Source organism: Streptomyces chengmaiensis (assembly GCF_029846775.1).
In the GTDB taxonomy this organism is placed as follows: domain Bacteria; phylum Actinomycetota; class Actinomycetes; order Streptomycetales; family Streptomycetaceae; genus Streptomyces; species Streptomyces chengmaiensis.
Genome location: NZ_JARWBG010000002.1, coordinates 113932 through 127070, shown reverse-complemented (window position 1 = coordinate 127070; position 13139 = coordinate 113932). Strand labels below are relative to the sequence as shown.

General features: G+C 71.4%; 8 protein-coding genes and 1 tRNA gene. 7 read left to right on the top strand and 2 right to left on the bottom strand.

Translation table 11 applies throughout. From position 1 onward, the window contains the following. The first annotated feature begins 174 nt into the window (after positions 1-174). The 6 genes from QCN29_RS02410 (at position 175) to QCN29_RS02385 (ending at position 10356) form a co-directional block, all read left to right on the top strand. Positions 175-372: a hypothetical protein gene (locus QCN29_RS02410; protein ID WP_279926149.1), complete on the top strand. Its 198-nt coding sequence runs from the start codon at positions 175-177 to the stop codon at positions 370-372. 350 nt (positions 373-722) lie between these two features. Next, positions 723-3593, top strand: a complete 2871-nt coding sequence (gene topA / locus QCN29_RS02405) for a type I DNA topoisomerase (protein ID WP_279925893.1) — start codon at positions 723-725, stop codon at positions 3591-3593. 144 nt (positions 3594-3737) lie between these two features. Beyond that, positions 3738-6965 carry a dTMP kinase gene (gene tmk, locus QCN29_RS02400; protein ID WP_279925891.1) on the top strand — a complete coding sequence of 1076 codons (3228 nt, stop codon included), beginning with the start codon at positions 3738-3740 and terminating at the stop codon, positions 6963-6965. Between the two features lie 110 nt (positions 6966-7075). Beyond that, entirely contained in the window at positions 7076-8281 is a 1206-nt protein-coding gene (locus QCN29_RS02395) for a DNA polymerase III subunit delta' (protein ID WP_279925889.1), read from the top strand. 316 nt (positions 8282-8597) lie between these two features. Next, positions 8598-10154, top strand: coding sequence for an alpha/beta hydrolase (locus QCN29_RS02390; protein ID WP_279925887.1), 1557 nt, complete (start codon positions 8598-8600; stop codon positions 10152-10154). 125 nt (positions 10155-10279) lie between these two features. After that, positions 10280-10356: transfer RNA gene (locus QCN29_RS02385), tRNA-Thr, on the top strand. 40 nt (positions 10357-10396) lie between these two features. Here QCN29_RS02385 and QCN29_RS02380 read toward each other — a convergent pair. Both QCN29_RS02380 and QCN29_RS02375 read right to left on the bottom strand, forming a co-directional pair. Next, a complete protein-coding gene (locus tag QCN29_RS02380) occupies positions 10397-12019 on the bottom strand; it encodes a site-specific integrase (protein WP_279925885.1) in 1623 nt (540 codons plus the stop codon). Next, on the bottom strand, positions 12020-12736 hold the full coding sequence (locus QCN29_RS02375; RefSeq protein ID WP_279925882.1) for a helix-turn-helix domain-containing protein: 717 nt from the start codon (positions 12734-12736) through the stop codon (positions 12020-12022). A gap of 115 nt (positions 12737-12851) precedes the next feature. Here QCN29_RS02375 and QCN29_RS02370 point away from each other — a divergent pair, with 115 nt between their 5' ends. Beyond that, positions 12852-13091 carry an integrase gene (locus QCN29_RS02370; RefSeq protein WP_279925880.1) on the top strand — a complete coding sequence of 80 codons (240 nt, stop codon included), beginning with the start codon at positions 12852-12854 and terminating at the stop codon, positions 13089-13091. Positions 13092-13139: the final 48 nt, after the last annotated feature.

Below are 13139 nucleotides of genomic sequence, written 5' to 3'. Positions count from 1 at the left end.
CTGTCCCCGAGGCCTGTCCCCGAGGGTCTTCTGCCCCTGGGTCCCCTGGTGACGCCGCGCGAGTGAACCCGCGGGCCGTTCACCTGGAATTCGCGCCGACGACGTCCGGAGGTGTCAGCCTCGGGCATCAGGGACCAGGCAGGGCGCACAGGGGCCAGGTGGGAGGGACACATGATGGAGAGCGGGCCGGCGATCTTCGCGGGGACGGCGTTCGCGCTGTTCGGGGCCACACTGCTGGTGTGGACCGGAGTGCGTCTGGCGCACCGGGCGCCCGTGGCTCATGGAGTGAGTCCCGCCACGGCGGCGGCCCTCACCACTCTGTTCGGGGCCGCCTTCCTCGCGCTGGGCGTCTGGTGCTTCGCCCGCGTGTGACGCGCAACTGACGGAACCGGCTCGATCCAGCCGCCCTAAGAGGGCAGCACAGGGGGCCTGACCAGGGGGATCTCCCACCGGGAGGCGGGGCCCGCGGGGGCGGCGTCCAGCGGGCGCACCCCATGAGCAGATCAGGGAGTCGAGGGACCGACGTGCCGGTCCGGGCGGCAGGAATGCCTGGAGTCGGGTTACCGTTCGAGTGGCCGTTGCGGGCTTTTGCCGTTTGACACGGGGGCGGGTTGTACCGTCACACTCCGCAGCGGCAGGAGCGACACGCACCGTGCAGCGCGACACGCCACCGCCGCACTGCCGTTTGTGTCACCGAGCGTCGACCGGAGAGAAGAGCGAAGTTGTCCCCGACAAGCGAGACCGCACAGGGCGGCCGCCGACTCGTGATCGTCGAGTCGCCTGCCAAGGCGAAGACGATCAAGGGCTACCTGGGCCCCGGCTTCGTCGTCGAAGCGAGCGTCGGGCACATCCGCGACCTGCCGAACGGCGCAGCCGAGGTGCCCGACAAGTACACGGGCGAGGTGCGCCGCCTCGGCGTCGACGTCAACCATGACTTCCAGCCGATCTATGTCGTCAACGCCGACAAGAAGGCCCAGGTCAAGAAGCTCAAGGAGCTGCTCGCCGAGTCCGACGAGCTCTACCTCGCCACCGATGAGGACCGCGAGGGGGAGGCCATCGCCTGGCACCTCCAGGAGGTCCTCAAGCCCAAGGTCCCGGTCAAGCGGATGGTCTTCCACGAGATCACCAAGGACGCGATCCGCGAGGCCGTCGCCAATCCGCGCGAGCTCAACCAGCGCATGGTCGACGCCCAGGAGACCCGCCGCATCCTCGACCGGCTCTACGGCTACGAGGTCTCCCCGGTCCTGTGGAAGAAGGTCATGCCCCGGCTGTCGGCCGGCCGTGTCCAGTCCGTCGCGACCCGGCTCGTCGTCGAGCGGGAGCGGGAGCGCATCGCGTTCCGTTCCGCGGAGTACTGGGATCTGACCGGCGTCTTCGCGACGGGCCGGGCGGGCGACGTCTCCGACCCGTCCGTCTTCAGCGCGCGCCTGAACACCGTCGACGGCAAGCGCGTCGCCCAGGGCCGGGACTTCGGCCCCGACGGGCAGCTCAAGGGCGGCTCCTCCGCCCAGGTGCTGCACCTGGACGAGGCGAACGCCCGCGCCCTGGCCGCCGCGCTCCGGGACGCCTCGTTCGCGGTGCGGTCCGTCGAGTCCAAGCCGTACCGCCGGTCGCCGTACGCGCCCTTCCGTACGACGACCCTGCAGCAGGAGGCCTCCCGGAAGCTGGGCTTCGGGGCGAAGGCCACCATGCAGATCGCGCAGAAGCTGTACGAGAACGGCTTCATCACCTATATGCGCACGGACTCCACGACGCTCTCCGACACCGCCGTCTCGGCGGCCCGGGCGCAGGTCACCCAGCTCTACGGCGCCGACTACCTGCCGGACAAGCCGCGGGTCTACGCCGGGAAGGTCAAGAACGCGCAGGAGGCGCACGAGGCGATCCGCCCGTCCGGCGACCGTTTCCGCACCCCTGCGGAGACCGGTCTGACCGGCGACCAGTTCAGGCTCTACGAGCTGATCTGGAAGCGGACCGTCGCCTCCCAGATGAAGGACGCAGTCGGCAACTCCGTCACGGTGAAGATCGGCGGCCGGGCGTCGGACGGCCGGGACGCGGAGTTCACCGCGTCCGGCAAGACGATCACTTTCCACGGCTTTATGAAGGCCTATGTGGAGGGCGCGGACGACCCGAACGCCGAGCTGGACGACCGCGAGCGGCGGCTGCCGCAGGTCGCCGAGGGCGAAGCGCTGACCGCCGAGGAGATCTCCGCCGACGGCCACGCCACCAAGCCCCCCGCCCGCTACACCGAGGCCTCGCTGGTCAAGGAGCTGGAGGAGCGGGAGATCGGCCGCCCCTCCACCTACGCCTCGATCATCGGCACGATCCTCGACCGCGGCTATGTGTTCAAGAAGGGGACGGCCCTGGTGCCCTCCTTCCTGAGCTTCGCCGTCGTCAACCTGCTGGAGAAGCACTTCGGCCGTCTCGTCGACTACGACTTCACCGCCAGGATGGAGGACGACCTCGACCGCATCGCGCGCGGCGAGGCGCAAGCCGTGCCGTGGCTGAAGCGCTTCTACTTCGGCGAGGGCGAGCAGGCCGGCGCCGCCTCCGAAGCCGGAAACGGCGACGGCGACCACCTCGGCGGCCTCAAGGAGCTGGTCACCGACCTGGGTGCGATCGACGCCCGGGAGATCTCCAGCTTCCCCGTGGGCAAGGACATCGTGCTGCGCGTCGGCCGCTACGGCCCGTACATCGAGCGCGGCGAGAAGGACGCGGAGGGCCACCAACGCGCCGACGTGCCCGCCGACCTCGCGCCCGACGAGCTGACGGTCGAGTACGCGGAGGAGCTGCTGGCCAAGCCCAGCGGCGACTTCGAGCTGGGCGCCGACCCGGCCACCGGCCGCACGATCGTCGCCAAGGACGGCCGCTACGGCCCGTACGTGACCGAGGTGCTGCCCGAGGGCACGCCCAAGACCGGCAAGAACGCGGTCAAGCCGCGCACGGCGTCGCTCTTCAAGTCGATGTCCCTGGACACGGTGACCCTCGACGACGCGCTGAAGCTGATGTCACTCCCGCGGGTCGTCGGAACCGACCCCGAAGGCGTCGAGATCACGGCCCAGAACGGCCGCTACGGCCCCTACCTGAAGAAGGGCACGGACTCGCGCTCCCTCGAAACCGAGGAGCAGCTCTTCACCATCACGCTGGACGAGGCGCTGGCGATCTACGCCCAGCCCAAGCAGCGCGGGCGTGCCGCGGCCAAGCCGCCGCTCAAGGAGCTGGGCGCCGACCCGGTCAGCGAGCGCCCGGTGGTCGTCAAGGACGGCCGGTTTGGCCCGTATGTGACGGACGGCGAGACCAACGCCACGCTGCGCACCGGCGACAGCGTCGAGTCCATCACTCCTGAGCGCGGATACGAGCTCCTCGCCGAGAAGCGGGCCAAGGGCCCCGCGAAGAAGAAGACCGCCAAGAAGGCGCCGGCGAAGAAGACGGCCGCCAAGAAGACCGCGGCCAAGAAGACCGCCGCGAAGAAGGCCACGGCGACGAAGACAGCCGCGAAGACCGCGGCGAAGAAGACAGCGGCCAAGAAGACGGCGGCGAAGAAGACGGCGGCGAAGAAGACCGCGTCGGCGAACGCGTCCTCCGGGGACGAGTAGCAGACGGCCGCAGCCGATCCCCTGCCGCAGGCGTCCGGGGAGGGCGGGAACCCAGGATTCCCACCCTTCCCGCGGGGCTCCTGCACGCGCGCGCATGTTCGGGCGTACCTCCGGGGAGCATGGCAGTCCGGATAGGCTGGGCGGATGACGCGAGCCTCAGACACTGCTGCGGATTCCGACGTGTCCGACGTTCCCGACGGGCTGACCGCCGACTCACAAGAGCGCGCGGTGCGCGCCCTGCTGCGCTATCCCGCACTCAAGCGGCTGTGGAGCGCGCAGTTCGTCAGCGGCGTCGGCGACGCGCTCGCGGTGCTGGTGCTCCTGCTGCTGTCACTCGAGGCGGCGGTTCTGGAGGGCGCCTTCGGCGGCGGCTACCGCGGAGCGGCCTTCGCCGTCGCGGCCGTGCTGGGCGCGCGCGTGCTGTCCACCCTGCTCTTCGGAGCCGTACTGCTCGGCCCGATGACCACGCTGACCGCCCCCGGCGGACCGCTGGACCGCCGCTGGACCATGATCGGCGCGGACGGCGTACGGCTCGCGCTGCTGGTCGTCGCGCCCCTGTGGATCGACTGGATCCGGGGCGACGCGCTCACTCTGCTGCTCGTCACCGTCTTCCTGACGGGGACGGCCGAACGCTTCTGGACCATCGCACGGGAGAGCGCCGCTCCGGCCCTGCTGCCCGGCCCGCCCCCGGAGGGGGCGGCGGTGCGGCCGCTGCCCGACCGGCTCGCCGCGCTGCGCAGGCTGTGGCTGCGCACCGGCTTCGCCGCCGTTCCCGCGGCCGCCGCGGCCCTGCTCGTCGCCACGCTGATCAGCAAGCTGCTCGCCACCGGTGTCGACTGGTTCTCGCTGCACCAGGCGGCTCTCGGATCGTATGTGGCGGCCGGTCTCTTCGCCGCGTCCGTCTCCACCCTGTACTTCCTGCAGTTCCCCGGCACGCCGACGCCCCGGCCGCGCTCGCCGCTGGAGGGGCTGCGCCGTCCCTCCGCCTCAGCTGCCGGCAGCGGGGAGAAGGCGCTGGAGAAGGGGCGTACCGGCGGAATACCGCTGTTCGTGCTGGCCTGCGCCGCCGTCGCCGGGGCCATCTCCTCCGCCGTGGCGGTGTCCGTTCTGCACGCCGTCGACCTGGGCGGCGGCCCGGCGACCTTCGCGCTGCTCGTGCTGGGCCTCACCGGCGGCGCCGGGGTCGGCATCCGCGCGGCCGGGGCCGTCCTGCCCGCGCTCTCGCGCCGGCGGCTCCTCGCCCTCGCCCTCGCCGTCACCGGCGTGGCGCTGCTCGCGGTCGGTCTGGTGCCCGACACGGCGACCGTGCTGCTGCTCGCGTTGCTGGCGGGCTGCGCGGCGGGCGTGGCGGCCAACACCGGGCATGTGCTGATCGACCAGGAGACCGAGGAGTTCCGGCGCGCCCGGATCACCGACCATCTGCAGGCGGTCGTACGGGTCGCCGTCGGGCTCGGCGCGATCGCCGCTCCGCTGTTCGCCGCGGGCATCGGCCGGCACCGGCTGACGGGCGGCGACGTCGTCTTCGCGCACGGCGGCGCGGCGTTCACCCTGATGCTGGTGGGAGCCCTGCTGCTGCCCGTGGCCGTCATCGTTCTCGCCAGGACGGACGACCGCGCGGGGGTGCCCCTGCGCCGAGACCTGGGCGAAGCGCTGCGCGGCGGTTCGGACCCGGCCCAGGCCACGGCCGCTGCGGGCTTCTTCATCGTCATCGAGGGCGGCGACGGAGCGGGCAAGTCCACGCAGGTCAAGGCGCTGGCCGAGTGGATCCGCGCCAAGGGCCACGAGGTCGTGGTGACCCGTGAGCCGGGCGCCACGCCGATCGGCAAGCGACTGCGCTCGATCCTGCTCGACGTGTCGAGCGCGGGACTGTCCAGCCGGGCCGAGGCGCTGCTGTACGCCGCCGACCGCGCCGAGCACATCGACTCGGTGGTGCGCCCGGCGCTGGAGCGGGGTGCAGTGGTCATCTCGGACCGCTATATCGACTCCTCCGTCGCCTATCAGGGCGCGGGGCGCGATCTGTCGCCGATCGAGATCGCCCGTATCTCGCGCTGGGCGACGGACGGCCTCGTACCGCATCTGACCGTGCTGCTGGACGTCTCTCCCGAAACCGCGCGCGAGCGGTTCACCGAGGCGCCGGACCGGTTGGAGTCGGAGCCGGCCGAGTTCCATCAACGGGTGCGCGCCGGATTCCTGACGCTGGCCGCGGCGGATCCGGGCCGCTATCTGGTGGTGGACGCAGGCCAGGATCCCGAGGCCGTCACCACCGTCGTACGGCATCGGCTCGACCAGATCCTGCCGCTCTCCGAAGCCGAGGTGAAGGCCAAGGAGGAGGCCCGCAAGGCCGCGGAGGAGGAGGCCAGGCGGCGCGCGGAGGAAGAAGCGGCGCGCAAGGCCGAGGAGGAGCGCAGGGAGCGTGAGCGCCAGGAGCAGCTTGCCCGGCTGCGCGCCGAAGAGGAGGAGCGCAAGCGCCGCGAACTGGAAGAGGCCAGGCGGCGAGAGGCCGAACGGCAGGCGGAGGAGGCCCGGCAGCGGGCCGAGGAGGCGCGGCGGCTCGCCGAGGAGGAACGGCGTCGGCGCGAGGCCGAGGAGAAAGCCCGGCTCGCGGAACAGGAACGGCTGCGCAAGCAGGCGGAGGAAGAGGCCCGGCTGCGGGCGGAGGCCGAGGCGCGGCGGCTGGAGAAGCAGCGCAAGGCCGAGGAAGCGCTCCTGAAGGCGGAGGAGGCGCGGCGGCTCGCGGAGGCCGAGGCTGCGGCTGCGAAAGCGGACGCTCCGGACGAGTCGGCCTCCGAGGTGACCGTGCCCACGCCGCTGGTGAAGCCGGAGCGCCGTGCGGAGGAGGCCGGTGCGGAGGAGGTCGGTGCGGACGAGGCAGGGCTGAACGAGGCCGGTCCGGACGAGGTCGGTCCGGACGAGGTGACGCAGGAGGTCCCGCGGCCGGAGGTCGGAGAGCCGCCCCGGGATGCCGGGGCGGACGGGATCGAGACGACGGTGCTGCCGAGGGTTCCGGAGGACTCCTCGGCGCCGTCGGGATCCTCGGACACGGCCGAGACGGCCCTGCTGCCGAAGGCGGCGGACCCCGTGGACCGGGTGCCGCCGGGCCTCTTCCGCGACGAGCGGCGTTCGAGCGGATCCTCGGGTGGGTCCTCGGCTACGGAGGACCGCACCCGCGAACTGCCGCAGGTCGGGCCGGACGCAGGCGCCGACGGACAGGAGAGCCGGGGCCAGGACCGGGGTCGGGACCGAGGCGCCGGCGAGCGTCCGCGCCGTCGGCGCCCGGACTGGGCCGAGGAGACCCCGCTGGACGACCTGCCGACCCTCGCGGACGAACTGCTCGGCCCGCACGAGGACGACGACCGCCGTCGCGGCCGCTGAGCGCGGCCGTCCGGGCCGCCGGTCTCATGGGAGGGACGGCCGGCGGCACGGATTGTCAGAGGGCTCGTTCACAATGGGAGGCCGCAGCGCAGGAAGGGCGGTGACGGCGCATGGCCGTATGGGACGACGTGATCGGGCAGGACCGTGTCCGGACGCAGCTCTCCGCCGCCGCGCGTGACGCCGACTCCCTCGTCACCGCCGCGGCGGCGGGAGAAGCGGCCCCCGCGGCCTCGAAGATGACGCACGCCTGGCTGTTCACCGGCCCGCCGGGCTCCGGGCGTTCCACCGCCGCCCGGGCCTTCGCCGCCGCACTGCAGTGCGTCAGCCCGGACCGGGCTCTCGGCGGTGAGCCGGGATGCGGTTTCTGCGACGGCTGCCACACCACCCTCGTCGGGACCCACGCCGATGTGGAGGTCGTCCGCACCGACCTGCTGTCCATCGGCGTCAAGGAGACCCGCGACCTGGTCCGCCGCGCCCAGCTCTCCCCGGCCGGCGGACGCTGGCAGGTCATCATCCTGGAGGATGCCGACCGGCTCACCGAGGGCGCGGCCAATGTGCTGCTCAAGGCGATCGAGGAGCCGGCCGCCCGCACAGTGTGGCTTCTGTGCGCGCCCTCCCTGGAGGACGTGCTGCCCACCATCCGCTCCCGCTGCCGTCACCTCACCCTCCGCACGCCCCCGGTCGCGGCAGTCGCCGACGTCCTCGTACGGCGTGACGGCATCGCGCCGGAGGCCGCCGAGGCCTCCGCCCGTGCCACCCAGGGGCACATCGGCCGAGCGCGCCGGCTAGCCACCGACGAGCGCGCCCGTGCCCGGAGGTCCGCCGTGCTCAAGCTGCCGCTGCGCGTCGCGGACATCGGCGGCTGTCTCAAGGCCGCCCAGGAGCTGATCGACGCCGCCGCCGAGGATGCCGCCCAGGCGGCGGAGGAGATCGACGCAAAGGAGGCCGAGGAGCTCAAGGCCGCGCTGGGCGCGGCAGCGGGCGGCCGGATGCCGCGCGGCACCGCCGGTGCGATGAAGGAGCTGGAGGACAAGCAGAAGCGCCGCAGGACGCGCACCCAGCGGGACAGCCTCGACCTCGCGCTCTCGGACCTGACCGGTTTCTACCGCGATGTCCTGGCGCTTCAGCTGGGTTCCGGGGTCGCCCTCGCCAACGAGGACGTACGGGACTCCCTGGACCGCGTCGCGCGGGATTCCACGCCGGAGCGGACGCTGCGCCGGATAGAGGCGATCGTCGCCTGCCGCCAGACGCTGGGGCGCAATGTCGCGCCGCTGCTGGCCGTCGAGGCGATGGCGGTGGCGCTGCGGGCCGCCTGACACCCTGCGCCGGGCCGGCGCCATGCGCGGTTGGCCGCCCCCGCCGGGTCGGCACTCCGCGACCAGGCTGGCACCTTGCCCCGGGCTGACGCCTCGTGTGTCGGGCCGGCACCCCGCGATCGGCTGGCTTTGCGCGCCGTCGGGTAGGTGCCCCGCGACCAGGCTGGCACCCTGTTCCGGGCTGACGCCTCGTGTGTCGGGCCGGCACCCCGCACCCTGCGCCACGATAGGCACCCTGCTCCGGGCCGATGCCTCGTGCCCGGGGCGGCATATGCCTGCCCGCCCTTCCGACGCATCCGTCCATTACCCTCCGGGAATGGACACCAGGCGTCTGCTCCGCACCTCCGCCCTCGCTCTCAGCTCGCTGAGCGTGCTCGTCTCCGGCTGCACCGGCGGAAGTTCGCCGTCCGACGCCGTCGAATCGCCGGCTGCCGCCTCTTCCCCGTCGTCCGCCTCCGCGGCGCCCTCCGCCGGCCTTGAGCGGTACTACACACAGAAGTTGACCTGGCGGGAGTGCGGTGTCCCCGGCTTCGACTGCGCCAAGATGGAGGCCCCGCTCGACTACGACGCCCCCGGCGAGGGCTCCATCGAGCTGGCCGTCGCCCGCAAGAAGGCGACCGGACCGGGCAAGCGCCTGGGATCGCTCCAGGTCAATCCGGGCGGGCCCGGCGGCTCGGCCCTCGAGTACCTCCAGGCGTACGCGGGCATCGGCTATCCCGCCCCGGTGCGGGCCCGCTACGACATGGTCGCAGTCGACCCGCGCGGCGTGGCGCACAGTGAGCCCGTCGAATGTCTGACGGGGGCGGAGATGGACGCGTACACCCAGGTCGACCAGACGCCGGACGACACGGCGGAGACGGCGGCGCTGACCCGGGCGTACCGGGACTTCGCGGCGGGCTGCGAGAAGCGCTCCGGCGAGGTTCTGCCGCATGTGTCCACCGTGGAGGCCGCCCGTGACATGGACATCCTGCGCGCCGTGCTGGGCGACGGGAAGCTGACGTATGTAGGGGCGTCGTACGGCACATTCCTCGGGGCGACCTATGCCGAACTGTTCCCCGAGAGGGTGGGCCGGCTCGTCCTCGACGGTGCGATGGACCCCTCGCTGTCCGCCCGCGAGCTGAACCGCGACCAGACGGCCGGCTTCGAGACCGCTTTCCAGGCGTTCGCCGCGGACTGCGTCCAGCAGCCGGACTGCCCGCTCGGCCAGACGTCCGCGGCCGACGCATCGGCCCGGATGAAGGCCTTCTTCGCGCAGGTCGACGCAGATCCGGTGCCCACGGGTGAGAGCCGTGAGCTGGGCGAGTCCCTGGCCACCACCGGCGTCGTCGCGGCGATGTACGACGAGGGCGCCTGGCCGCAGCTGCGCGAGGCACTGGCATCAGCCATGGACGGCGACGGCTCGGGCCTGCTCTTGCTGGCCGACAGCTACTACGAGCGCTCTGCGGACGGCTCCTACGCCAACCTGATGTACGCCAACGCCGCTGTGAACTGCCTCGACCTCCCGCCCGCCTTCAAGGACGCATCCGCCGTGCGGTCGGCCCTGCCCGAGTTCGAGAAGGCGTCCCCCGTCTTCGGCAAGGGCTTCGCCTGGGCCGCCCTGAACTGCACTTTCTGGCCGACCTCCGCCACCGGCGCCCCCCACCGCATCGAGGCCGAGGGCGCGGCCCCCATCGTGGTCGTCGGCACCACAAGGGACCCGGCCACCCCCTACAAGTGGGCCGAGTCCCTCGCCGCCCAGCTCGACTCCGGCACCCTGCTCACCTACGACGGCGACGGCCACACCGCGTACGGCCGCGGCAGCGACTGCATCGACACCGCGATCAACACCTACCTCCTGGAAGGCACCCCTCCCAAGGACGGCAAGCGCTGCTGACCCACCGCGCCGCAGGGCCTGGTCCACGGCGGGACCTGGTTCGGGGCACCCGGAATAACCCTGTAGACTTAGCGCCGCTGCTGATGCGAACGTGTTCCCGAGGGGGGACGTGTTTCTCGCAGCGCGCCACCTTAGCTCAGTTGGCCAGAGCAACGCACTCGTAATGCGTAGGTCGCGGGTTCGAATCCCGCAGGTGGCTCCAGAGAAGTCCTGGTCAGATAGCCCCTGACCAGGGCTTTTTCTTATGCACTGGCCGTGCGGGGTCGGAACGCGATGATCTTCGCGCCCTCATGTGAGGCCGACGTGAGGCCATCCTGCTCGTTCGCCTGCTCGACCGCCCTCTGCTGGGGCAGGCGGGCGCTTCCGCGCGGGACCATGGCGGCGGTTGCCTCGGCGGCCTCGGCGGCGGCCTTGGGCATGACCGACTGATAGATGTCTCGCGTGATCCGGCTGTCACTGTGGCCGAGGGTCTCGGACACGATCTTGACGTCGACGCCAGCGGCGAGCATGAGCGAGGCGGCGACGTGGCGCAGGTCGTGCAGCCGGATCGGCGGCAGTCCGGAGAGGTCGACGAGCCGCTCGAACTGATCGGTCAGCCACCCGGGGTGAATCCGGTCGCCGTCCTCTTGGGTGAACATCCGGCCCGACTCGATCCACGCGCGCCCCCACTGGCAGCGCTCGGCGGCCTGCTTGGTCCGGTGCGCGTCGAGCACCTCGGCGGTGTACTCGTCGATCGAGAACACGCGCTCGCCGCTGTCGGTCTTGGGCAGGCTCTCTATAACCTCCCATCCATCCTGTACGAGTTGAGTGGCAACGGTCATTGTGCGACTTGGTGCCGAGTAGTCGGCCCACCGGACGCCGCACGCCTCGCCGCGGCGCAGACCCCGGAACGTGATCAGGTGGAACAGCGGCAGCAGTCGGTGTTTCGCCTCGGCGAGGTAGTCGAGGAACTGCCCGGCCTGCTCCGGGGTCCACACCATGACCGCCGAGGGCCGCTCGCCAGTCCGCACCCATGCCTCGACCCGCTCGGGCGTCCACACCATCGCCTTGGGGCGCTTGGCCGGAGTGAGCTCGACGTATGAGGCGGGGTTGAAGGTGATCGCCCCGCGTGCGATGGCGGTGTTCAGCGCGGCCCGCAGCGTGTCGCGGACGTGCTTCTGAGTCGACGGTCCGGTGATGCGGCGGAACGGCGGCATCGCGTCTATGGCGCCCTTGAGGAACTTCCTTCGGCCTCGGTTCTCGGCTCCCTTCCACGGGATCGTTTTCAGCTCGTCGAGCGCGGCGCGGCGCTGCACGTTCGCTTCGTGAATGTCGGCGTTGGTCTCGGCGATGCCGGCGAACACCTCGTCGAGGTGCTGCACCGTGAGGCGGTCGAGGCGAATGTGCCCGATCCGGGGTTTCAGGTGGCACCTGATGTCGACCTCGTACCGGGTTTCTCCGCTCTTGCGGAGTGCCTTCTTACCGGCGAGCCACACGTCGAGCCACTCGGCGACCGTGATGTGCTGAGTCAGAGACTGCCCGGTCGCGAAACGGCGCTTCGTCTCGTCGTAATCGGGGATGTCCTCGCCGCTCGCGGACACGGTTTCGAGCAAGTCGGCGAGACGACGGCGGCCGTCGGGGTCCGACTTCTTGTCGGCGATGTCGAGCAGCGCAGCAAGCGCGGTGATGTCGGTCTGCGCGTCCGTCTTGGTCTTGTACCCGCTGCGCCGGAAGCGGCGCCGGGTGCCGTCCTCACGGGGCGGCAGTTCCTGAACCAGGCTCCACACACCGTGTGTTCGCTGGGTCAGCTTCTTGCACGCTGCGCCGAGCTGCTTGTCGGTCTGCGGGTCGCGGCATCCGCAGCGCTTGGTGATCGTTCCGTTCATCTAGTCGTTCTCCTCGGGTGTGACTGAGTTGGGGGCGTCGAGCATGTCGAGCCCCTGCATGGCCTCGATCAGGTGGTGCGGTAGGGCGGGGACCTTGAGCCCTGCGCGCACCATGTCGTCGATGTGGCGGGCGAGTTCTTCGAGGCGGTGCACAAAGTCGGTCTCGGCGTCGGGATCACCTCCCCTCGCTTGGGCGGCCTCGGTGCGGAGATAGGCCCTGCGGACGATCGCGAGGCGCCGCTCGAACTCGGGGTAGAGCGATGCCGGATACGCCGCCGTAGCCCACGCTGCGGCCCATGTCTGGCCCGTTCCGGCCATCCGCCGGGAGTCGGTGACGTACCGCCCGTCGAGGGGCCCGTCGAGTTTCGGTGTCGCCTCGCCGGTCATCCACTGCCACACCGTGTTGGGGTCGCGCGGATCGGCGGCCGGGACGGTGGGCACGGTCTCTTCGCTCCCGAGGGGGAGCAGCAAGAGCAGAGGGGGAGTGGCCAGGGCGAGGCCGAGCACGAGCAGGTCGTCGACGGCCACCGGACGGCGCTTCTTGCCCTCGGCGCCTGATCGGCCGGTCTCGATGCTGACGATCACGGCGTACGTGATGTCGGGGCGCCCGAGGCGGGCGCACTCGGCGGCGAGGTCGTTTCGGGTCATGCCGAGGCGCTCGCGCTGCCGGCGGATCTGTGCGGCGACGACGTCGCCCGTTGTCTGGTGGCTGTGCATATTGCAAAGCTAGCTATGTTGGTTGCAAAGGTCCAGTCGGAATCGTACGTTTCTGGTCTGGCACTGCTCGACACCATCGGTCCGCAGTGCACACCGATGTCACAGGGGGTAGACCATGACGACTACAGAGCAGGGGATGACACATGACGAGCTGATGCACCTTCCCGTCGCCGTCCCGCTGGAGACCGCAAACCGTGCGCTGCACCTCGGCCGCACGACGGGGTATCACCTCGCCCGGACCGGCCGGTACCCCGTGCGGGTCCTGCGCCACGGGCGGGCGTACAAGGTGTCGCGCTATGACCTTCACCGGCACCTCGGCGTCGAGGCGGACGCGGCGCCGGGAAGCGGCGAGTAGCAGGGGAAGGGCTATGCCCGTCGGGTCACTGGGAGGCACCGACGGGCG